This is a genomic window from Candidatus Omnitrophota bacterium, from assembly GCA_030695905.1.
GTDB lineage: Bacteria > Omnitrophota > Gorgyraeia > 2-01-FULL-45-10 > 2-01-FULL-45-10 > CAZHPY01.
The window spans coordinates 36,747-61,584 of record JAUYOL010000007.1; the positions used below are offsets into that span (position 1 = coordinate 36,747).

The 24,838-nt window shown below is 43.4% G+C and carries 17 protein-coding genes; all 17 read left to right on the forward strand.

What is annotated here, in order from left to right; translation table 11 throughout:
* Nucleotide 1: 1 nt before the first annotated feature.
* The 17 genes from Q8R38_01605 to Q8R38_01685 all read left to right on the forward strand — a co-directional run bounded on the left by Q8R38_01605 (nt 2) and on the right by Q8R38_01685 (nt 24,755).
* Nucleotides 2–658, forward strand: coding sequence for a hypothetical protein (locus tag Q8R38_01605; protein ID MDP3790721.1), 657 nt, complete (start codon nt 2–4; stop codon nt 656–658).
* Entirely contained in the window at nt 655–2,349 is a 1,695-nt protein-coding gene (locus Q8R38_01610) for a tetratricopeptide repeat protein (protein ID MDP3790722.1), read from the forward strand. Before Q8R38_01605 ends, Q8R38_01610 begins: the two co-directional genes overlap by 4 nt.
* A 110-nt stretch (nt 2,350–2,459) precedes the next feature.
* Complete coding sequence (locus tag Q8R38_01615; GenBank protein MDP3790723.1) at nt 2,460–6,221, forward strand: glucoamylase family protein; 3,762 nt, start codon at nt 2,460–2,462, stop codon at nt 6,219–6,221.
* Between the two features lie 313 nt (nt 6,222–6,534).
* Nucleotides 6,535–7,341 carry a hypothetical protein gene (locus Q8R38_01620; protein MDP3790724.1) on the forward strand — a complete coding sequence of 269 codons (807 nt, stop codon included), beginning with the start codon at nt 6,535–6,537 and terminating at the stop codon, nt 7,339–7,341.
* A 110-nt stretch (nt 7,342–7,451) separates the two neighbouring features.
* On the forward strand, nt 7,452–8,267 hold the full coding sequence (locus Q8R38_01625; protein MDP3790725.1) for a hypothetical protein: 816 nt from the start codon (nt 7,452–7,454) through the stop codon (nt 8,265–8,267).
* A 36-nt stretch (nt 8,268–8,303) separates the two neighbouring features.
* Nucleotides 8,304–14,954: an FG-GAP-like repeat-containing protein gene (locus Q8R38_01630; protein MDP3790726.1), complete on the forward strand. Its 6,651-nt coding sequence runs from the start codon at nt 8,304–8,306 to the stop codon at nt 14,952–14,954.
* Nucleotides 14,947–16,251 carry a hypothetical protein gene (locus tag Q8R38_01635; GenBank protein MDP3790727.1) on the forward strand — a complete coding sequence of 435 codons (1,305 nt, stop codon included), beginning with the start codon at nt 14,947–14,949 and terminating at the stop codon, nt 16,249–16,251. Before Q8R38_01630 ends, Q8R38_01635 begins: the two co-directional genes overlap by 8 nt.
* Nucleotides 16,252–16,350: 99 nt before the next feature.
* A complete protein-coding gene (locus Q8R38_01640) occupies nt 16,351–16,932 on the forward strand; it encodes a hypothetical protein (protein MDP3790728.1) in 582 nt (193 codons plus the stop codon).
* Nucleotides 16,933–16,998: 66 nt separating this feature from the next.
* Complete coding sequence (locus tag Q8R38_01645; GenBank protein ID MDP3790729.1) at nt 16,999–18,708, forward strand: ATPase, T2SS/T4P/T4SS family; 1,710 nt, start codon at nt 16,999–17,001, stop codon at nt 18,706–18,708.
* A 3-nt stretch (nt 18,709–18,711) separates the two neighbouring features.
* Complete coding sequence (locus tag Q8R38_01650) at nt 18,712–19,929, forward strand: type II secretion system F family protein (GenBank protein ID MDP3790730.1); 1,218 nt, start codon at nt 18,712–18,714, stop codon at nt 19,927–19,929.
* A 24-nt stretch (nt 19,930–19,953) separates the two neighbouring features.
* Entirely contained in the window at nt 19,954–20,364 is a 411-nt protein-coding gene (gspG, locus tag Q8R38_01655) for a type II secretion system major pseudopilin GspG (GenBank protein ID MDP3790731.1), read from the forward strand.
* Nucleotides 20,361–20,843, forward strand: a complete 483-nt coding sequence (locus Q8R38_01660; GenBank protein MDP3790732.1) for a hypothetical protein — start codon at nt 20,361–20,363, stop codon at nt 20,841–20,843. Before gspG ends, Q8R38_01660 begins: the two co-directional genes overlap by 4 nt.
* On the forward strand, nt 20,836–21,237 hold the full coding sequence (locus tag Q8R38_01665; GenBank protein ID MDP3790733.1) for a type II secretion system protein: 402 nt from the start codon (nt 20,836–20,838) through the stop codon (nt 21,235–21,237). Before Q8R38_01660 ends, Q8R38_01665 begins: the two co-directional genes overlap by 8 nt.
* Complete coding sequence (locus tag Q8R38_01670; protein MDP3790734.1) at nt 21,234–21,857, forward strand: prepilin-type N-terminal cleavage/methylation domain-containing protein; 624 nt, start codon at nt 21,234–21,236, stop codon at nt 21,855–21,857. Before Q8R38_01665 ends, Q8R38_01670 begins: the two co-directional genes overlap by 4 nt.
* Complete coding sequence (locus tag Q8R38_01675) at nt 21,847–22,776, forward strand: type II secretion system protein GspK (GenBank protein ID MDP3790735.1); 930 nt, start codon at nt 21,847–21,849, stop codon at nt 22,774–22,776. The genes Q8R38_01670 and Q8R38_01675 overlap by 11 nt, the downstream gene beginning before the upstream one ends.
* A gap of 119 nt (nt 22,777–22,895) precedes the next feature.
* Nucleotides 22,896–24,206 (forward strand): pilus assembly protein PilM, encoded by a 1,311-nt coding sequence (gene pilM / locus Q8R38_01680; GenBank protein MDP3790736.1) that lies wholly within the window; start codon nt 22,896–22,898, stop codon nt 24,204–24,206.
* A 9-nt stretch (nt 24,207–24,215) separates the two neighbouring features.
* Nucleotides 24,216–24,755, forward strand: a complete 540-nt coding sequence (locus Q8R38_01685; GenBank protein MDP3790737.1) for a hypothetical protein — start codon at nt 24,216–24,218, stop codon at nt 24,753–24,755.
* Nucleotides 24,756–24,838 lie beyond the last annotated feature (83 nt).

The window sequence follows — 24,838 nt, forward strand, 5'->3', positions numbered from 1 at the left end:
AATGAAGAAGTTATTTAATGTATTTATGGGCCTGATTCTATCATTTGTGCTTTTCGGCTGCGACTCAAACCAATATCAGATAGTAACCGGTTCCGACGGTTCATTGTACCGTTTCAATAAAAAAACGGGAGAATTATCGATGATTATGGAAGATAGAAAAGTGGTGCGGCTGGCGGAGTCAAAAAAATCTGAAATAATTCAGCAGGATGAAGCCGTGCCGCTTGAAAAACCGATTAACTGGAAGGAGTCGCGTTTCCCGGCGAAGGACCTTAAGGCGCGGCTGGAGACGGTATGGAGGGAGAACAGGTTGAGCTATAAATTTTCCGCATATCCTTATAAATCCATGGAAAGAATATTCGCGAAGAAGAAGCAGGACTATATATACAGTATAGTTAAGCCGGGATTCAATATCGAATTATTGGATAAGAATGGGTTCATGGTCAAGGAGATAAAGATAAATCTCTGGAATATGACAAAGGTTATGGGTGAAAACGGCAAGGAAAAAGAACTTGTAATAAATTCACAGATAGACTGCACGAAACAATCTTACAGATCTATAGGCGGCTACTCTATAAAGTGGCTGTTGGACCCGGATATGATAGATGACGAAAAAGACGATTTTATTAAAAGTTCTCCGATAAAGAGTGAGGGCAAATGAAAAAGATCGATATAAGCCGGATATTATCGGTATCATTTTTTACCGCGATCACGCTGCTTGCGAACATTTCTTACGCCGCGGATGTTTCTAAAGAAGCGGCTATTTATTTTAACAGCGGCAATACCTATGAGAGCGAGGGAGCTTATGACCAGGCGTTGGCAGATTACAACAGGGCCATTGAAATAAAACCGCGTTATGCCGACGCGTTAATTAATAGGGGAAATATCTATTATAAGAAAGGCGAATATGAAAAAGCCGTATCGGATTATACAAAAGCGCTGGATATAAACGCCGTATTCAACGAAGCCCTGGCCAACAGGGCGCTTACTTATTCGAAGCTGGGCCAGCATGACCAGGCGCTCTTCGATTACAACAAGGCTATTGACGCCAACGATGATGACTCGTTTTTATATGTGGACCGCGGCAAGGTTTATAATGAAAAAGGCATGTTCAAAGAGGCGTTGGCAGATTTTAATAAAGCCGTCAAGCTTAACCCGCGGTGCGCGGATGCCTACCTTAACAGGGGGCTTGCCGGCGCAAAGATAGGAAAATTTACCGACGCTATAACAGATTATGAAAAGGCGCTGGAGCTTGAACCGAAGAACACAGAAGCTTATTTAAGGCGGGGGATAGCTTATGCCAATATAGATGAATTTGAAAAATCGATGTCCGACATAAACAAGGCGCTGGAGCTGGATGGCCAATACGCGGAAGCCTATCTCAACAGGGGCAACCTTTATTTTAATCAGGGACAAAATGACGCCGCGATCCTCGATTATAATAAGGCGATAGAACTGGATGGCCAATACGCCGAAAGTTATTTTAACCGCGGCGTTGTATACGCAAGGATGAGAGACTACAAACAGGCAATATATGATTACAGCAAGGCTATAGATTTACGGCCGGATTGCGGCGAGATATTCTTTAACCGCGCGAATGTGTATTTTAATCAGGAAGATTTTGATAATGCGATATCGGACTACACGAAGAGCATAGCCACCGCAAAGAATGATATGGATTCTTATATAAATCGCGGTATTGCTTATGCCAAAAAAGGCATGACTGAAGAAGCGATGATAGATTTTAAAAAAGCCCTGGAAATAAATCCGAAGTCCGCGGCGGCGTACTTTAATATGGCGCTTATTTCGGACGGGAAGATACAGTACGAGGAATCTCTGAAGTACTATGGTAAGGCCATAGAGATAAATCCTAAATATGTGGAGGCCTACTTGAATAGAGGTATAGTCTACTCTAATAGAACACAGCATGAGAAGGCTATCGAGGATTTTAACAAATCTATATCTATAGACCCCAAGAACGCCGAAGGTTACTTTAACCGCGGATTGGTTTATGACAATAGGGGCGACCATGACAGGGCGCTATCCGATTATAATAAATTTATAGAGCTTAATCCGGAACATATGTCAGGATACATAAACCGCGGCATAATATATGTCAAAAAGGGAATGTATGATCAGGCGATACAGGATTTTGACAGGGTGATAATATACAATCCGGAGTCCGCGAACGCGCACTTTAATAAGGCTCTTGTGTGTGAAAAGATAGGGCGCACAAAAGATGCGGTTGACTCGTATAAAAATTTCATAAAATATGCGACGCCAAAATTAAGTGGCTATATAGACGGCGCGAAGGACAGGGTAGAGGAGTTGGAGAAGTTGAAACAGTACTAACTGTGTGGTTATAGGATTGCCTTATTTGTGTTGATAAAAAGTCAAATAATTATTGACTAATATGAAAATATGTGATATAGTCCATTATCAGAAAGAGGGAGGGGTTGTCTATGGGGAGAATTACCTTTTTTCTCATCGCATTTGTTTTAGCAGCATTTTCTGCTTTCTACGCAGGAGAGGCTTTCGCCGCGAACTTGAGACCTTCTATCGGAACAATTACTCCTTCATCCGGCACCTCACCTCATGGAATAGCGGTAAATTTTACCGCCACTTATTCAGATCCCGACGGCTGGCAAAATATGCGGGAAGTCCGGCTGCTCATTAATGCTTCAGTAAACGGCGCAGATTGTTTTTATGCTTATTACGATGTCGCTACTAATAAATTATATCTGAAGAACAACGCAAATACCGCATGGCTGGGTGGATACGATCCCCAATCTTCAAATACAATAGAGAATTCGTACGCGAAACTTAACTGTGCATCCACAACGGTATCCGGAAGCGGTAATGCTTTAACAGTAAATTGGTCCGTAACATTTAAGCCTGCTTTCAAAGGCGTGAAGAATAGCTATCTTTATGTAAAGGATATTGCTGGTGCTTATAACGGCTGGGTCAAGAAAGGGACCTGGACGATTGCCAACAAAGCTCCTTCTGTAGGAGCTGTTACCCCTTCTTCTGGAACATCATATTCCGACCAGGCCATTAACTTTACCGCTACTTATTCCGATCCCGACGGATGGCAAAATATACAGCTTGTTCGTTTCCTCATCAATACTTCCACAAGCGGAACAAGATGCCTTTATGTGTATTACGATCTCGCGAGCAATAAGCTCTACATCAGAAACGATGGAAATACCGCATGGCTGGGTGGATATGCTCCTCAATCTTCAAACATAATAGAAAGCTCCTATGTGAAACTTAACTGTGCTTCCACAACGGTATCCGGAAGCGATAATATCTTAACAATAAATTGGTCCGTAACATTTAAGCCTACTTTCAAAGGCGTGAAGAATGTCTATCTTTATGTAAAGGATATTGCTGGTGCTTATAACGGCTGGGTCAAGAAAGGCACGACGATAATCGCTGCGCTGCCATTGCCGCGAATAGCGACAACCGGCTTAGGTGATGCTATAGCTGGGGAGGATTATTTAGCTAGTTTGAATGCTACGGATGGAACGCCGCCATATGCATGGTCCATAGAAAGCGGCAACCTACCGAATGGTTTAAGTCTTAGCAGCGCAGGGACTATATCGGGAACTCCCGTACAGGCAGCATCCTTTAACTTTGTTATCAAAGTCACGGATTTAAACCAGGCGACAGACACTCAAGCCCTATCTATAAATGTCCTGCCTACATTTCCGCTTATAACGGATGAAGAGCTTCTGGACCAGACAGAGGCAAAAGCCGCAATGTATTTTTATAACGAGATTTTATCTAACGGATTTGTAAAAGATACCGATTATAAGGACTTTTCGAGTATCGCGGCCACCGGTTTTGGGCTTGCATCTCTATGCGTTATGGCAGAGCGGTACCAGACTTCACCCAACTGGGTCATAACTCCGGAGCAGGCGAGAGCGCGTGTAAACCAAATATTGGACAATTGTGTACGTTATCAGTCATATCAAGCTTTATCAGGGAATGGTTATGGTGTAGCAGGATTTCTATACCATTTCATAAAAGCGGATGGTACCCGCCAGGGCACATGTGAAGTCTCCACTATTGACATGGCGCTTTTTTTATCAGGCGCTATCGCTGCGGGTGAATATTTTGGCGGCGAAGTAAAGACAAAAGCCGATCAGATCTATAATAGTATGAATTGGGCGTATTTTTTAAACACAGCTAAGCGCCAATTTTCGCATGGATGGTTTCCGGATAGCGGTATAATGCCTGCTACCTGGGACAGGCCCACAGATGAGGCCATACTTGTTTCGCTCTTAGCTATAAGTGCCAATCTTAACAATTCAGATATGCTCATGACTATGTATAGTTGGCCAAGGGCGGTTGGGGAGTATGGTGGATATAGCGTTGTGAATTCTTATTTCGGCTCTTTGTTTACATATGTATTTGCCCATTGCTTCTTCGATTTTGAAAAGTTAGGCACGGATAACCCCTCTTATGCCGGCTCAACAAATGTACCTGTTAACTGGTGGATGAATTCCGTTAATGCTGCCTATGCCAATAGGCAGTTCTGCATAGACAATGCTATCAACTACGATTCCTATGACGAAAATAGCTGGGGCATCACAATCTGTGAATATCCATCCGGTCAATACAGTGATTTTTTGGGTGCCGCCCCATGTGAAAGCAACTCCGCTACTCCTTATCATAACGGCACTATAGCACCATACGGCGCTATAAGCTCCATGCCGCTTATGAGAATATCTCCTGATGAAACTCCTGATATGAATTCGGCGTTCAAGACGTTAAGGTATTATTACCAGACTTACTATCACCATCTTTGGGGTGAATACGGCCCGAAAGACTCTTTCAACCACAATAGGGAATTTAGTAACGCGTATTTAGGTATAGACGTAGGGCCGGAAGTCCTGATGATCGAAAATTACCGTTCAGGTCTTATATGGAATAATTTTATGAAGAATGGGAAGATCCAAGCGGCAACGGCCAAGGTTTTTACCGGGAACTTGCTCGATCCTACAACTATGTATGTTGATGCATCTAACCTTAGTGATCCAGAGCAGGACGGATCAGTTATTCATCCATTCAATACAATTCAGAAGGCGATTGACAATAACAATCGAGGTTGCGTTATTGAAATAGCACCTGGAAGATATGTCGAGGGTGTTAAAATTATTTCAAAATCTAATATAACCTTAAAAGGTGTTATCGGAGATCGCGACGATCAATTTAATACCACTGTAAATAGCGTTGTCGAATACGAATCAAATCATGTGATAGATATAGAAGGCTCTATTAATATAGCGATTGATAGCCTTGTGATTAAACCAACTCATAATTCCTACGACCATACATTTGGAGGGGGAGGGGTATACAATTTTGACTCAGATTACACGACAATTATGAATAGCATTATAACTGGCACGAGAGCTGAAAGCGGATATGGGATATCTTGTTACAGGAGCGTAAAAATGTTGATAACTAACAACCTGATCACCAATAACAGCAATAATTATGGCGGAGGTATATATATTTACAATGATTTTACAAACAATGACATCAATGCAAATGAGCGTGCCGCAGAGATAACCAACAATGATATAATCAATAATGTTGCATGGGGCACAGGGGCCGGTATTTCTGTGACTGGCTATGAAGTAAGCGGTTATGCAAGAACCAAGATTTTAATCCGTAATAATCGCGTTTACAACAATAGTTCTGATCGCTATGCAGGCGTATATCTGAAATATTCGGAAGGAGAGGTGCAGAATAACACAATAGTAGGCAATTGTGCTGATTGGCTATCAGGAGGCGGCGTGTCCTGTCTCTCGTCCATCATCTTGGTCTCTAACAATATAATACACAGGAATACCGAATCCCTGCAAGGCGGGGCCGGTATATACATTTATGGCGGTGCAGTTACTGCCGCTAACAATGTGGTAACAGAAAACAATGGAATTGGAATAGGTTGCGCAGGTAACTTTACCGCGGTGTTAATGTACAACAACCTGTATGGTAATAGCAATGACTATTCTGGCTCTGTTCCTGGAACAGGGTCTATTTCAGCATCATCTCTATTTGTTGCTTCAGATACAGACGGAGATCCATCTAATGATGATTACCATTTACAACCAGGCTCGCCGTGTATCAACGCAGGCGACCCTGCTATTGCATACAACGACAAAGACGGCACTCGAAATGACATGGGTGTTTACGGTGGGCCTAATAGTATGTGATAGTCTAACCCTGTAGTTTCTAACCTGGTTAGAAGTGTCAAGTTAGTAATCTCCGACGGGACAAGAGACAGCATCAGCGCTGATTAAATTCGGACAATTTTAGGGCCATTGTGCTTGTTTTCTCGTGCTGTTAAATAACAAAAAAGTTTGTTTTAATTCGTTGAATATAGTATGTCATATGGTATTATTTAAGTAGGTAAAGAAAGTTTAAAATTTTCAAAAAACGGTTTAAGTAAATTTATCTTCAGGAAGGGAGGTGAAAAAAATGAAGACAGAAACACTAAAAAGTAAATTCAAAAAGGAGGATATTACAATGAGGAAATTGACTTTAATTTCAGTGGCTCTTGTTGTAGTGGTGTGCTTTGCCATCACTGCTCAAGCTGCTACAACAGACAAGACTGTGTCTGTAACCGCGAGTGCCAGTATCACTGGTGCTACGTCACTGACTAAGGATGCGTCAGCGTTTACGTATGGGACGACTAATGCGGACGCGTTTCCTACAGTTCCGGCCAGTAAGAGAGTTGTGCTCACCTATTCAAGTAACTATAACCCGTGGAAGATAGACATCTACACCAACAACACGCAGATACCTACCAAGGCTTCTAACCCAACAAATGGTTCTTATGCAAAGGGCGGTTTGGTAGCCGGTTCTGTTGCGCCGTATAATACGGTTCCGCTAAAGTGGGTTGCGAAGGATCCCGTTTCTGCGGCTCCAGTAGCGTCGGCGATCAATTTTCAAACCTCATACAACTTTGTTAAGGATATAAGGGATGAAGATGATCCTGCAACGAACGTGGATAATCCGCTCACTCCTGCTATCGATGAAATTTCTAACGAGTCATGGGACACACCGATAGTGGTAGGGGGTAACACCTACAATGGAGCTTTCACAAATGGATACCCTAACGTGGCGTTTGGTCCTGTAGTAGGTGGCGGTGGTGTGTGTGTAGATCCGACAAATACAGCTTCAGGCCCGAATCAGTATAGGGGCGATCCTATAAATGGCACTATCGCGGTATATGTCGCCGGTCTGTTTACAACAGGCGGGGTGACTCCTGCGGCACCGGCGTCGGCCGGATCTTACAGCGGCACGATCTACTTCGACCTGTATCACCCATAGTAGCCGTATTTTTTGTTTGCAGTACGATTGTTAACGAGCGAGCCCTGTTAGAACCTTTGGTTCTGACGGGGCAGAACAAAAGTAGATAAGAGAGGATAATAGTGCCTGGGATGCGTATTACAAGAATATTGGCCATTATGCTGCTTACAATGTCATGTCTGTTCTTAAGCCACAGTTCGTGCTATGCGGCTCTTGTAGTTGATCCGGAAAGCATCGAGCTTGTGGCTAGTCCCGACACCGCTACGAACGGCGTTTATAATGTTATAAACGAAGGTGGCGAGTCAGTGCACGTGTTGGTACAGCCTGAAGAATGGCCCAGATCAGCAACGCCAAAGAACGATATATCTGTTGATAAATGGCTGACTGTAACTCCGATGGAATTTGATATAGTCCCGCAGGAACGGAAAAAGGTGCAGTTCGCGATAAATCCCCCCACTAACCACGGGGGAGAATTATCGGCGATGATATTTTTCGCCACGACCTCTCCCAAAGGCATGATGAACATAACCACCAGGAATGGCGTCTCTCTTTACGCGGCCTTCGCCGATACAATGCGCCTGGAATGTTCGATATCAGATGTTCGCATAGATAGGTTTGAGCAGAAGACAAATAGCGGCATAGTTGACAGGGGTATCGTTTTCACCATAAATGTTGAGAACAATAGCAATGTTCATATCAGGCCTACCGGCTCTATCGTGATAACGGGAGAAGACGGCAGTAAGCATGATCTGAATATCGAAAGAGGATTTCCGGCTTATGCCGGTGGAAAAGAAAGCTATCAGGTTTTGTGGGATAAAAAGGACATAACGCAGGGAAAATACGAAGCTATGATAACGCTTGATTATGGAAAGTTATATAAGCTGGACAAAAAAATAGAAAAGAAGATGAGTTTCATCGTTAAAAAAGATGGAACGGTCTCTTTTTAAATGTGTGCTACACAGTAGGCTTAAGGGGATGATTAATTGCGTAACCTGAGGATCGCACTTCTGGTAATAGGAACCATAGCCAGCCTTATCTCATTCAAAGATAAGGGGGTGGTGAACCTTGCGCATGACGCTAAGCCGATAGTTGCCGAAGCATATCACTCGCTTCAAAGTATGTTGCCGCCGCCGGTGGCCGCAGGTCTTTCAGCCTTATCGCGGCAAGTTATGAAAAGTCAAATCCCATCTTCAAGCAGCATTCCATCTCCGGTAGAGCTTATTGCAAATGATACCCTTGCGGATGATAATATCCAAGATATTGTAGCAGGTGCACCTGCTGACATTAAGTTGCAAAATACTGCCACCCCCGTGACCGATAACCAACAGCCCGCACCTGCCCCTGTTGAAACTATAGTTTATGGTATGACAGGTACTGTTCTGCCTGAAGATTCTACCGGCAATACTAATACCAACGCAATAACAGACAACAATAATAGTATAGAGACCTTGACGGCGCAATCCAGCCCGAGCCCGAGTAATATATTTATAGCAAGCATAACTCCTAATAGTGGCATTGCCGGAACAAGCGTTATAATTCAAGGAGCGGGTTTCGACAGTAATTTATCAAACAATGTGGTTAAGTTTGGAAACGTTAGTTCCTCCTCCGCAACTTATGTATCTAAAAATCAGCTTCGAGCAACAATTCCACAGGGTCTTTCCGCAGGCTTTACAAATTTATCGGTAAGCGTAAACGGCACACCAAGCAATTTATTTCTTTTCGACATACTTAAAAATACGAGTGGTAATATATTTGCAGATGACACCCAAAACATATTACCGGCAGGCCTTGCTATAACGGATTTACCCGTTGTAAGGACAGCCGATGTAGACAATGATAACGATCTGGATTTATTTATGATTGATACCTTCTTGAGTTCGGTTTATGTTTTAATAAATGACGGTAACGGCAACTTTACTAATGAAACATCTTCCACGTTGCCCGCGATAGCCGACCCGTCATCTATTACCGATGCGGTCTTCGGGGACACGAATCAAGACGGCCATCAGGATATAGTATTGGCTTATTCAAGCGGCCAGTCTGTCAGAATCCTTTTAAATAGCGGCTTAGGGAGTTTTAGCGATGTTACTGCATTAAATCTACCAGCAGTTTCCGGGAATGCGGTTAGTCTGGATTTAGGCGATGCAAATGGTGATGGCGCGCCCGATATAATAATTGCCAACAAAAATACCAGAGATATCCTGCTTATAAACAATTCAGGCGGCGTGTTCTCAAAAGATGCCGGTTTTAATCTGCCGGGCGTAATAGATGGTAGTTCCGATATCCGATTTTGTGATTTAAATAGCGATGGCGCAGTTGATATTATTACGGCTAACAATGAGGTGGTAGACACAAGTAGCCTGAGAAATCGTGTGTATGTAAATAATGGACTGGGTCAATTTACTGATAATACAGAGATAATGCTGCCTGGAGATAACGAATATAGCGAAGTTCTTGATTACGGAGATGTCGATGGTGATGGTGATATCGATGTAGTAGTGGCAAACCATGACCAGAACTCAATACTTATAAATGACGGCGCGGGCATATTTACGGATGAAACATCTGCGCGCATACCAACTAACTATTTTGTATCCAAAGATACGAAGTTAGGAGATGTTAACGGAGATGGATATCTTGACATAGTGATGCTGGGCGAAGATAAGATGTCGCTATTGATTAATGACGGACAAGGCTCATTTACGGAAGGCTCCATAAAGCTTCCGGATTATAAAAGCATACCCGCTCTCTTGGGGGGTAAGGATGTGCAGGTCGCCGATATAAACGGCGACGGCGCCCTGGATATAATAGTCGCCGGCAACTCATTGCGTTTTCTCATAAATAGCGCTTCTAACAAAGCGCCTGTCCTGGACAGCATAGGAGACAGAAAGATCGAGTTTGGCAAAAAACTGGAGTTTAATGTAACAGGTTCAGACCCCAACGACGACGCGCTGATATTTTTAGCCGAAAATCTGCCGGACGGAGCCGCTTTCCTATCGAAAATGTTCAGGTGGGTTCCAGCCGCAAATGATATAGGCCAGCATAAAAATGTGCGTTTTATAGCAAGAGAAGATACGCCGGCGGCTTTGGAGGCCTTTGAGGATATAACCATTACCGTAGTGGGCTTGCCTCCCATAATAGATAGCTATATACCGAAAGAGCTTGACCTGAATTTGGGTATCGGCGAAATAGTACAGTTCGGTATAATTGCGTACGATCCGACCGGCGGCGCGCTTACATTCAAGTGGTTCTTGAACAGCGTTCAAGTAAAGTCGGTAAGCGGCTTTAAGTCTTCGCTTATATTCATAGTCCCGAGGATAGGGGAAAATATAATTGAGGCGAGGGTGGAAAACGGCACCGGCAACGATTCTGTTTATTGGGATGTAAGCGTCGGTGTTACGCAAAATAGGCCTCCTCAAATAATAGGTTATGAACCGCAGGAATCCGCCATAAACATAGATCCTAACGCCGGAGGAGCTTTTAATTTCGCGGTCACAGCGAGCGATCCCGATGTGGGCGATTCCATTTCATATACATGGAAATTCGATGACAATGTTCTGTCCAGCGGAGCTGCTTTAAGTTCAAGCGCATTTGCCGGGTCAGCCAGTGTGGGAAATCATGCGCTGCAGGTTTCAGTAAGCGATGGGCATAATGCCGCGGTTACGCGTAGCTGGACGATCAATATTACCGTTATCCCGGCATACACCTTGACCATCAATGCGGTCAATGGCTCGGTAAGCATGAATCCCAACAAGACGACTTATTCCGCCGGTGAAGAGGTTGCGATTACCGCTACGCCGGATACCGGATATACCTTTAACAGCTGGTCAGGCGATGTATCAGGCACGACGAACCCCGCTATTATCACCATGAACGCCAATAAGACGGTCACCGCGAACTTTACCGTGATACCGCCAGTCGCAATCACAGCCTCGGCGCAAGCGGGCGGCTCTATCAGCCCGTCGGGTACAGTAAGTGTCGCCTATGGCACAAACCAGACATTTACAGTTACAGCCGATACAGGATACAGCATCGATCAGGTGCTTGTAGATGGCTTGGCCGTAACCCTCTCAAACGGAACATATACCTTTAATAATGTAACGGCCGCTCACACGATCTCGGCAAGCTTTGTTTCAAGCCTCAGTATCAGTGACCAGATCATACAGAAATCTTTCAACTATTTCTGGAATGAGACCGATAATCCTGAGACAGGATTTACTCGTGACAGACTCGCAGTAAAGAGTGAAGACCGCACCGCCGCTTTTGACGTTCACTACAACAGGGCGAGCCTGGCGGCAACCGGCTTCCAATTGGCAGCCCTATGTGCGGCGGATAATGATCCCAATATTGCCGGCACAGTCACGCATGACCAGTTAGAGGCACGGGCAACTCTGATAATGGACAAATTACTGGATATTCAAGGCAAACAAAATCCTGATGACCAGGCCACATGGGCAAAGTGGGGCAAGGACGGGTTCTTCTATCATTTTGTTGACATAGATACCGGCGAACGTTATTCCGGATCAGAAGTTTCTACCATTGATACGGCGATAGTCGTTGCGGGGGCTATAACAGCGGGGAATCATTTTGGAGGCGACCTTAAAAATAAGGCTATGGATATATATCGCAACGTGAACTGGAAAGCGTTTCTTGACACGAACCCTATAGTCCTGAATCACCACGACGCAGTCAACCCATCATATAATAATATCTATCATGCATGGGATCCGGAGACTGTTGCAAACGGCGGATTTTATGGCCACTGGGATTATACGAACGAAAGTCTCATTCTGTACCTGTTGGCGACCGTTTCGCCCGCAGATAATTACGCTGTTCCGGCAGACGTGTTTTACACAATTCGACGAGAGCTTGGTAATTACGGCCAAAATAGCAATCCTATAGTAAAGTCGTGGGACGGTGCATTGTTCGAATATCAGTACACTCAGGCGTTCTTCAATTTTAAAGATGCCTCAGGCAATCCTCTATATGACGGGCAGGGAGTAAATTGGTGGGATAATTCAGTCGAGGCAACAAGGGCGAATAAGCAGTTTTGCAATTATTTTATTAATAAGTTTGCCGCCCAAGAAGATCTTTGGGGATTAACGGCCGGTTACACAGATGGCCTTAACTATGGCGTTTATGGAGCGCCGCCGGCAGGACTTGCGGTAACCGATCCCGACGGGACCGTATTCCCCGCTGCTGTCGCCGGCTCCTTGCCGTTCTTGCCGGATGAGGTTATGCGCGCGTTAAACAAGATGAAAGAATTGTACGACGATTACAATTACCCAATATGGGGTGATTATGGTTTTGTCAACTCGTTCAAACTTGGCGGCAGTTTAAACGATACCCCGTCGCCAGTATCTATCTTCTATTGCGGCATTGATGTAGGCATTGCGCTTGTGATGGCCGAAAATCAGAAGAGCGGCCTGATATGGGATAATTTCTCTAATTTTGAAATAGCGCCGGGGGTAACGCTGAAATCCAGAATACAGCAGATAGACGGGCTTACTACGGATAAAACACACCATCTATTTGTGGACGATATTTCTGATGTTTCCAGTTTCCATATGGGGAAGATCGATGCTGAGCACACGCAATATCAAGTCAAATTTGATTTGAATACCGTCCAGGACGATCCTTATCTATTGTCCGTGCATTCATTTATGAATAAAGAATTGCCGAGCCACGTTGTGAGTGTAGCGATCAAGGTTAATAACGCCGATCCGTTTAGCGTGGAATTCGCGTACAATAGCGACGGGAAAGATCCTGATCTTATGAAGTATATCCCGATAGATAGCAGCGGTCTGATTGAGGGTGAAAATACTATTACGCTTGAATGGCAGGGTGCGACAGCGAACGCCACATGGCTTGCGTGGAAGAACATTGAAGTATCGACGCCATACGAGAATAATGTGTGGTCATTTGCCAGGAACGAAACAGTTAATCCGAAAGTGTTGTTTGGGAGCGAATACAGGGCTGATGACACGTACTTTGTTGGCGCCGCTATTTCCAGTTTCGAGCAAGCGGTAGATAAGGATGTTGAAAATTTCACGGATATACTATTTTACACGAATACGGCTACCGCTGAATATGCCTCTCTTACATTAAAAGCCCTGGATACGCAGAAAGATGCGAATACAAATATACAGATATTTGTTAATAGCGCGCCCAGGTATGTGTTTAATGGTTCCGTAACACCGGCCAGCCAGATAACTACACCCGGCTTTCAATTGGTTAACGGATGGAACAGGATAACCATTTATCATCCCGGGGTAAGCGGGGCGGCACCCGGTGAGTGGATACGCTGGGACGGCATGAGCTTGACAGCGGCCAATCCCTCAAAATTTAATCCGCCGCAAGGGTTGTCGGCAGCGTCCCTTGGTTCGGATAAGATAAATCTCAGGTGGCAGGTTGTTAATGGCATAGATGTCAGGTATAATATTTATCGTAGTCAAGCCAAAGGAGGAGTTTATACGAAGATAAACAGCGCGCCTTTGATTTCGGCACAACATCAGGATGCGGGCCTTGCGAATAACACCGTCTACTATTATACTGTTACGGCATATGCGGATGCCGATCCGTCTACCGAAAGCGATCGTTCAGTGGATGCTTCAAAAACAACGGGTGCTTACGATGTTGATTACAGGGATGGCAGGGATCCGAACTCTTTTGGAGGTGACTCCAGCCCCCAGTTTACATATTTCATAATGTACAGGCACGATTGGACGGATGGTGCGGTAAGAAAAGTTACGCTCAGTCCTCAGGAGTCCGGATGGATAGGGCTTGCCGGTATTAATGTAAGCCAGGCAAACGCCCTGTCAATATGGATATATGGAACCGGTACAGAGAAGATAGAGGTGGGCCTGCAGAATGCCGGTTCCGGACCGTCAACTTTCACGGTGACAGCCAGCGCCGGATGGCAGAATTTGCAGATAAAATTATCCGACTTCAGTGGTATATCGCCGGTAAATCTGGATAAATTATCCATCAAGAATATTTCGTCCGGAGCGGTAACAATATTTTTAGATGACATATCTTTCATAAACGATGCGGCCGGGACAGCCACGCTTGACGTTGCGGCGAAGAACGTCAACGATAATTTACTCTCCACGGGCATGAGTTTTGATAACGATATGATAAATTCGTATGCTCCCGCTAACCAGTATTTGGCCGTTAGCTATAATTCTCCCAGCGCTGTGAACTGGAAGATATGGATATACACGAAAAACGATAACGGCGACCCGCAATATTTGGACGGGCAGTATAACGGCCTGATGAGCTCAGACGGCCGATCCAGAATAGCTCTTATGTGGCGCATATACCCGACGATACAACAAGGCGGCATTACATGCAGGGTGACTTCCGATGTGTACAGTGATGCCAAGATGACATGGAATTATATAAAGGACCGCAATGATTCAGACTGGGCGGCTGCGAACCCTGCCGGTGCCGAATATTCAGTGGCGGCTTTCGGAAGGAAGAATGAATGGGCATATATCGCGCCTGTTCCGCCGGGGTTAGGTGACCGGAATCCGGTTAATAACACTTTTTACGTTTATTTAGGCGGTGAGTTTGGCTCGGCGAATCCGGGCGATTATTCCGCCAGGATATATTTTGACATTACCCATGAATAATATGAGAATGCTATATAAGAAGACCTGTATTATCGGGATTATCTTAGCGACGTCTGCCATATTTCAGCAAAATATTATGCTTGCTGCTACGGATAGGACGGTTTCTGTCGTGGGCACTGCCACGAAATCTGCGACACCCGGTCCGTTGCTCGATGACTTTAGATACGCGGCGCCCCTAAACCTATGGAGTGTTGGCACCGGCACGTTCAGCAGCTCATTATTAGTTCCGCCACCAGCAAACGCGATTTGCACGGCGTCTTATATTAATGATTCAAATGCATATTCTGGCTATTCCATGAAGCTGGATTATAATGCTACCGCCGCGAATAGTTTCGTCGGCTATTACAGCCGGTTGGCAGCGCAGCCATTAACCGCGTATACTGCCATATCATTCTGGGTAAAAGGCGCGGTTGGCGGCGAATTTTTCAAGATACAGTTTAAAAATACCAGCACGACACCATATTCTTTTGCTGAGGGGACAGATACCTATTACTATAGTAGAAACGAAGCCGCGGTATATATTACGGATTATCTGGACGGCGGCGTAACTACAACCTGGCGAAAGGTAACGATACCTTTTCATAATTTTGCCAATTTGGATGGGTGGAAGTCAATGAAAGAGTTTGTTGTAGTATTTGAAAATTCCCAATCTACAACTAATATAAGCGCAACAAGCGGGACAATCTATATAGACAATATTACTTTTGAAACTACGCCTGTCAGCGCGGTGCGGGTTGATCATTTTGGGGATAAGTTGGGAGTTTGTGCGTTAGGTGGTAATATGGGAACAGGAGCAGGCGACGGCGCATCGGCGAGCCTTAATAAATATAGCCTTTCGAATGCAATTAATGAATATGATCCCGGCGGATATCCTAACGGTTTAAAATTGGAGTACGATGTTACTACCGGGTTTGCATATACATTTCTTATTTTTGGCGGGGCTAGTAACGCAAAGACGACAGTAGAACCAATAAAAGATAAAAGCGGCTGGATAGCGCTACCTCACGATTTCAGCGCTTATACAAAACTAACTCTTAGAGTAAAAGCAAAATCCGGTGCTGAAAATCCGAAACAAATAAAGATAGAATTAGTGGACAATGGAGCAGCCAGGGCTGTCATCATAGACCAGATCAGCGGCACCGACTGGCAGATCTATGAAGTACCCCTTTCCGCCTTTGCCTCTCTCGATAAAACCAGCATAAAACAACTGACCTTTGTTTTTGAAGGCTGGCGCATAAATAGTGCCGGAGGAAGTAAAAGAGGAGTCGTTTTTATAGACTCGGTACAATTTGAGTAATAGTTGGTATGTTTAATTCAAATCCTCGCTCTTAAATCAATCCAAAAATAAATCAACCCGCATTTGAAAATATCCGCATTATAAGGTATTATATTACCAATGGAACACAAAGGCTTTTTAAAGAGCATTATACTCATAGCGCATATTATTGCTATGTTAGCCTGCGCCGGTGTGTCAGCCGCACAGACCCAGCCCATCTTCGATACCACGGATTGGAATATAGAAGAGAGCGATTTTTTCATAATTTATTATCGCCCAACAGCAGATTTAAAGATGTTGTTGAGAAGGCTTAATATAAAAGCACTGCCTTCGGCCCAGACATCGGTATATAGTGAGATTAACCCCCCTAAAGAGATATGCAAGAGACTCGACAGCCTGTTTAATGAGGTAAGGAGCGTGCTTGGCATGTATCCCGTGGTAGAGAAGGTGAAAATAAAAATATTTAAGGATATGGGTGAATTGAGCGAAGTATACCTCATACTGATAGACAGGAAAGAGAATTTCAAGGCTTTCTATGTAAACAAATATAACACAATATATACCTCTGAAGACAGTATGACAGATTCGGTCATGGTCCATGAAATGGCCCATGTTGTCATCGATCATTATTTTTCAGCAATTCCGCCGGATATAGTCAGCGAGATGATAGCGTCTTATGTAGATGCGCATTTCACAAAGTAGAGGATTACTGTTGACTATAATCAGGGCGGAGTATAATCTATATTATGTAAGTTATGGAGGGTTTTAATGGCGTTGCAGTCTGATCTGATAGGGCAACTTCTGGTAATGAGGGGTCTCATAAATATGGAGAGCCTGGAGAGGGCCCTTCTTGAACAGGAGAAGCACAAGGAGCTGTTAGGCGAGACATTGATAAAATTGGGGCTCATAACGAGCGAACAATTTTATACCGCATTGGCAGGACAACTGGGTGTAGAATATATAAAGTTGAAAGACGTGACAATAGACCCTGCCGTAATTAATGAAATACCCGCAAAGTTCGCGTGTTATTACGAGCTTATGCCAATAAAAGTAGAAGGCGATATGATAACTGTCGCAATGTCCAATCCGCTCGATATACATACTATAGACGACATAAAACTCCTGCTTAAAAAAGATATAAAGACGGTGCTTTCCGGTAGGGTTGATATCCTGGATGCTATAAAAAGGTATTATGGTGTGGGCGCTGAAACAATAGAGAAGATGGCGCCTGACGCGGATCAGGAAAAACTTGTAAGCATTCAATACCAGGAAACCCAGGATCTAATAGAATCCGTCGAAGACGCCTCAATAATAAAATTTGTGAATCAGGTGCTTTTAGAAGCTTACAGAGACAGGGCAACTGATGTTCATATAGAGCCTTATGAGGACGAGCTTATGGTAAGATACAGGATAGATGGCGTTCTTCATGAGACAAAGGTTCCCCCCGCAATAAAGAGTTTTCAGTCGTCCATCATTTCTCGTATAAAAATAATGGCAAATCTTAATATTGCGGAAAGAAGGTTACCCCAGGATGGCCGTATAAGCATAAAGATAGGCAGTGACAAGATAGACTTGAGAGTGTCTATACTTCCTACGCCATATGGTGAAAGTGTCATGATAAGGATACTCTCTTCCAACGTACTCTTCGGCCTTGAAAATCTCGGATTTTTAAAACCCGATCTGGAGATAATGGAAAAGATGATAAAGAAGCCTCACGGCATCATATTTGTCACCGGCCCGACAGGCAGCGGCAAGACAACGACCCTTTACGCCTCCTTAAGTAAAATAAACGACAGAGACAAGAAGATAATAACTATAGAGGATCCTATAGAATATCGCCTTAAAGGTATAATGCAGATGCAGATTCAACCCAAGATTGGCTTTACTTTTGCGAATGCTTTGAGGTCGATGCTCAGGCATGATCCCGATGTAATGATGGTGGGCGAGGTAAGAGACTATGAAACCGCGGAAATAACTATAAGGGTCGCGCTGACGGGGCATCTCGTGTTTTCTACCATACATACGAATGACGCGGCAGGCGGCGTTACAAGGCTTATTGATATGGGCATAGAGCCGTTTTTGGTGGCATCGGCAGTCGAATGTTTTGTCGCGCAACGTTTGGTTAGGGTTATATGCAATAGTTGCAAAAAAGAATTAAAACCTGATAAGGAAATACTGAAAGAACTCGGTATTAATAATCCAAGCTTATCGAAGGTAAAACTATACGAGGGGAAAGGCTGTGAATCATGCAGATTTACCGGATACAAGGGCAGGACAGCCATTTATGAAATAATGGTTATGAGCGAGCCTATGCGGGAGCTCGTTTTAAAAAGAGCTTCTTCGGATCAGATCAAGAAGAAGGCAGTCGCTTTAGGCATGAGGACGCTGCGTCAAGACGGATGGGAGAAGATAGCTGTGGGCATCACGACTCCGAGTGAGGTTATCAGAGTAACACAGGAAGGATCTTCGGAAGAATAGCTCATGCCCAAATTTATATACGAAGCTAAAACAGGCCCTAATGATGTAATAAAAGGGGGCTTGGTTGCCGAATCAAAAAATGCCGCAGTTCAAAAGATAAGCCAGCTCGGATATTTTCTGCTGTCACTGGAAGAGGAGTCGGGCATATCGAACACATCGGTGAATAACAGGGCTTCTTTCCACGGAAGAATAAATCTTAAAGATATAACTGATTTCACAAGACAATTGTCGGATCTATTGGAGGCGGGCATAAATATAGCAAAGGCCCTGGATATATTACAGTCACAGACCGTTAACAAGAGATTGAAGAAAGTCATATCAGATGTAAAGGATTTTTGCGTTAGTGGTAATCCTTTGTCCGATGCTTTATCCAGGCATCCGAAAGTATTTCCGAATCTATATGTAAGCATGGTCAGATCCGGGGAGACCGGCGGCATGCTCGAGGGTATATTAAGAAGGCTGTCGGATTTTAATGAAAAACAGCTTGAGATCCAAACAAAGGTGAAGACAGCCCTTGCTTATCCAATATTAATGGCCGTGGTAGGCTTTGCCACGGTAGCGGTGCTGATAACTTTTGTCATACCCAAGATGGTTGTTATGTTCGCCGATTTTGGGCAGGCACTGCCGATTCCGACCCAAATATTATTATTCATCAGCACCGTTGTTAGAAAATACTGGTTAGTGCTTATAGGGCTATGCGCCGCGATCGTAATTATAATTCGTAAAATGTACCGTACATCCGAAGGAAGGCGCGCGATAGACCGGTTTAAATTGGACTTTCCTTTGACCGGTCAGTTAATAAGAAAAGTGGAAATAGCAAGATTTGCAAGGACGCTCTCTACGCTCCTGGAAAACGGTGTGCCGATACTCGAGGCCATGAATATTACCCTGGAGACATTGAGTAACACTATTATAAAAGAAGATATAGAAAAGGCGTATCTTTCAGTTAGGGAGGGGGCAAGCCTTGCCAGTAGCCTTAACTTGGGTAAGATAATGCCTGCCTCCGTTATTAACATGATAGCTGTAGGTGAAGAAGGCGGCCATATGGAAAAGTCGCTTTTGAAGATAGCGCAGGGCTATGAGAGGGAATCCGATGAGGCGATAAAGATAATGATGTCTTTGTTGGAGCCAGTTATGATACTGACACTCGGCGGCATAGTCGGCTTTATCGTCGTAGCTATGCTTTTGCCGATATTTGAAATGAATTTTCTTGTAAGATAACGTACTTAATTTTGGAGGATTGCCATGATATCTAACAAAAAAGGTTTTACGCTGGTTGAATTAATGCTCGTGGTTATAATAATAGGTGTTTTGGTCGCCATGGTGGCTCCAAGGCTCGCCGGAAGATCCGAACAGGCTAAGATAGCGGCGGCCCGCGCCGACATTAACGCAAATCTGGCATCAGCGCTTGATCTTTATGAAATCGATAACGGCGTTTATCCGGAAAAACTGGAAGATCTTACAGTTAAGCCGGCCAGCGCGCCCAATTGGAAAGGGCCATACCTGAAAAAGAAGCCCATAGATCCATGGGGCAATCCTTATGTCTATAAATATCCCGGCACGCACGGTGATTATGACTTAAGTTCTCTTGGAAGATCCGGCACGGAGGGCCAAGAAGGAGCGGTGAATAGCTGGGACGAAGAGAAGGAGAAATGATATTCCGCCTGCATCGGAGTTCCGGATTAACATTGATAGAATTAACATTAGTGACGCTCTTGTTATTAGTTATAGTGGGCCTCTCCGTCCCGATATTTAAAAAAACCTTTCAGAACTTATCCGCGAAAGACACTTCTTACAATATCTCCAAACTGATAAATTATGCCCAGGAAATGGCTGTTTTGGAGAGAAAAAATTTTAAAATAATTTTTGACTTCTCCAAAGGCAAATATCAGCTTTTCGAATTAATCACACAGGCGAAAGAGCCTTTGTATACAAAGGCTCAATCCAGGTTTGGCAAAATGCTTGGTATTCCACAGGGGTTGACGCTTCGCGGCGACAGGAAGGAAATGATTTTTTATCCTGACGGCCATTGTGATGACATGAAAATATATGTAATGTCGAAGAGAAGTGGTTTTTCTATAATAGTTAAAAGATTCGGCAATAAAGTCGAGATAAAAGAGGTCAATATTGAATAGCAAAAAAGGATTCCTTCTTTTAGAAGTAATCGTAAGCATAGCTATAATTACCGGCGCTCTGGTGTTTGTGACGCGCATCTATACTACGGCAAAATACGCGCTGCAGAGGTCGTCTGTAATGTTCGTATCTTCTTTATTGTTAGAAAGTAAGATATTTGAATTTGAAGAAAAATGTAGCATAGAAAGAGACTTTAAGGACGGTAAAGAATTTACGGATGACAAAGACTATCGCTGGTCTATAAATAGCGTGGGCCTCGAAAACGATCCTGTCCTGAACCAGAAGCTGGGCCTTAATCTTGTGACTATGGAAGTGTTGAGGAATAGAGACCGCCAGGAACGGAAGTCTTATGTTACAAAGTATTATTTAACAACCTATCTCTACGATAAGAAATGAACAGAAGAAAAAATATAGGTTTTACTTTCATAGAACTGATCATAGCGGTAACGATATTTTCCATAATAGCCGTGAGTATATATTCTGTCTTTAGGTCAGGAGTGAGGCTCTGGTACAGGGTAAGCCCGATGATACAGGATAACCAGTCTCTAAGGCTGTTTTTTAATACCATAGCATCCGACCTTAAGAATTCGGTCCAATATCTAAAAAATGGAGAAAATTTTGAAGGTGACCGCAGAAAAATGTCCTTTATGACGTTGGTTGAAGTGTCAGAACAGGGATTTCCTTCCCGTATGGAGTTGGCAAAAGTTATATATAAGCTTGATAGTACCGCGAAATCTGTAAGAAAAGGCATCGCTACCAGGTTGGAAGGTTTTGCAGAAGATTACGCCAAGTTTTCCGACATTTTAAATGATATCGAAGATAAAGATTTCGCGTTTGAGTATTGCTACAAAATGGGGTCCTCGCCTATTGACTACAGCTATGAGTGGAAAAGTGAATGGGACGACAAAGATAAAGAGAGCGGCAGGATCCCGCGCGGAATAAAGATAAAAGTTCGCGACAATAGCAAGGTCGTGTTTATCCCTACGGGCACACTCGGCGGCGAAGATGCGTTTTAATAAAAAAGGCACCATACTAATAACGAGCTTATGGATCCTGACGATACTATCCATTTTGGCCATAGGCATAGGGTTTCGCGTTTCTATTGAAGTACGGTTGAGTAAGTATAATATGGACAGGTTAAAAGGTGTACATATTGCAAAGTCCGGCATTTTCAAATCACAGGAGCTTTTATCCAGGGATAACAGTCCATATGATTCCATACGTCAATGCGGTTTTGTTCTGCCGGCAGAATGTGAAGTGCAGGATGTATTTACCGAAAAATTGGGTGACGGCACATTTATTGTAAGTTACGATGAAGAGGGAAGAAATTATTACGGGATGATGGACGAGGATAGGAAGATTAATATAAATAAAGCATCACTGGCTGTCTTGCGAAATCTCCTGGTGAATGAAGAAGTCGCGTTATCCATAATAAATTGGCGAAGTCCGGGCAGTGGTCTGGATGACAATTACTACAAATCACTCACTTCGCCCTATGAGTGTAAGCATGCCGAGTTTTGCGCAATAGAGGAGCTGTTGCTTGTAAAGGGCGTTACGCCTGAGTTATTTAGCGCGGTTAAAGATTATGTCACTGTGTATGGCGAGGGGAAGGTCAATATAAATACTGCAACCAGGCGGGTATTGCTCGCTTTCGGATTAAATGAAACAGCGGTTCAGGGCATAATAGATTACAGGAATGGCATAGATAATATGGCTGGCACGAAAGATGATTTAGCATTTTATAGCATACCCAGGCAGGGAGAATTTCAGTATCTTAGTAATGATGATGTGGCCCGGCTGGAAAACTTTACAACGGTATCAAATTATTTTAAAGTTGAGTCGAAAGGCATGATTGACAAGTCAAAGATAAGTGCTAAAATAGCCTGTATAATTAAAAGAGGAGATAAAAAATTAGTATCTTATCGGGAATATTAGAAAACCTAAAAAGTTTATTCAGGCCGGACAATCGAGCAGTTTCAATAGAGATCTGTGAAGGTTTTGTTAAAGCTGTAGAAGCTGAAATTTCAAGAGGAGAAAGACGGATAACGAACATAGTGAGCAGCTCTGTATCAGGAAAGGATCCTGAAGCGATAGCCGGCCAGATAAAAGACATGTTTCAATCGATGGTCTCCGCACGTGAACAGGTGCAGTTGAATATACCAAGGCATCTTGTTACCGCTAGATTTCTCAAAATACCCTCTATTAGCGATGAAGAAATAGAAAAGATAATGAAGCTTGAATCTATCAAGCACCTGCCTTACACAGATGAGAGTGTTATATACGGATACAGAATAGTAGAAAAGACCGCGGACGGTTATTCTAAAGTGCTGCTATCTATAGCGCAGGCCCAGGCCGTGAATAATTTTATAAACATTTTAAAAATGGCCGGTACAGAAAATTTAAAACATTTATCCTTGAGTTCAGAGGCGCTTTTTTTATGGTATATGCAGGCAATGGAAGGCAAGGAAAAAGAAACCGCTATGGTAGTCAATCTTGACCGGGACCATATAGACGTAGACGTTATAGAAAAAGACAAGTTAGTATTTACAAGAGGTGTTGCCTTTGATATGAAGGATTCTAAAGCAATTGACAAGATGGCGAGCGAGATAAAGGTGTCCATAACCAGTTATCAGAAAGAATCTTCTAACGTGATTGGAAGAGTTATATTAACGGGCCAGAAGAATGAATGCGAAGTATTAAAGGCCCTGCTTGTCAAAGAAGTAAAAGTGCCGGTTGAAATTATAAGTCAGACGGAAAATGTGCCTCTTGGCGAAGATGTGGAAATAGGAAGTGAAAATGTTTCTTTTGCGGAGTCATTCGGGCTATTACTGCGGCCGGAAGATATCAAGATAAACCTTATACCTAAGGAAGTTCACGAAGAAACGCGCTTTGTGTTGTCGAAGAATAATTTTATAACGGCTATCTTCCTTTCACTGCTTTTATGCGCGATCATTTTCGGTATTACTGTAAAGAAACTGCACGATAAGCATATTTATCTGTCGGTGATGAATACGGAATTAAAGAAGATTGAGCCAGATGTTGTTTTCGCGAAAAAAATGGCGAAGGACATAAAAGTTATACAGGAGATGATGGATAGAAAACCGCTGGCCATAGATGTAATTTCCGAAGTTTATGCTATAACGCCCGGGGGCATATCTTTAAATATAATCGATTTCGAGAGCGGTAAAACACTTACAGTCAGGGGCAATGCGCCGGCCTTGAGTGAAGTGCTGAAATATGTGACTTCTATAGAAGGTTCGCCCTATTTTGAAGGCGTTAAGATAAAATATGCCAATAAGCGAATAGTTGAAAACAGGGAAGCGGTTGATTTTGAAATAGACGCGGTATTGTCTAAATTAAAGTAGGTATTCGGTATGATGTTTATAAATAATTTAAATAAAAGAGAAAAGACCCTTGCGATTGTAGCCGTTTCGGTAGTTTCTATATCTATCGTGTACGCTCTTCTGATAGTGCCGCTATTCGCAAAGTGGATAGACCTGAATAATCAGATTAGGTCAAAAGTGAATATGTTAGAGTCAGGGTTCAAGATGCTCGCAAATCAAAAACAGCTTAATGAGGAATATGCTAAGGTGTCAAAATATGCCAAACACATGAAGAGTGATGAGCAGGCGGTTGCGGATACACTTGCCTATATTGAAACTCTTTCAAGGAATGACGCATGTCTTATAGTAAATATAAAACCTGTCGGCACAACGAAAGCGGACCACTACAAAGAGATATTGATAGATATTTCCGCGGAGGCAAATATGAGTCAATTCTCCAAATTTTTATATGATATAGAAAATCCAAGAGATACGTTGATAAGCGTAAAGAGGTTTGCTTTAAGCCCTAAATCAGGACAAGCCGATATTCTAAAAGGCACCTTCCTTATAAGCAAAATATTGTTAGATTAGCCAGCCTTATTCTTAAACCAGATAATATACTTAACCAATTGACAAACAAGCATGTTATGATATACTCTCTATATAGAGAGTTG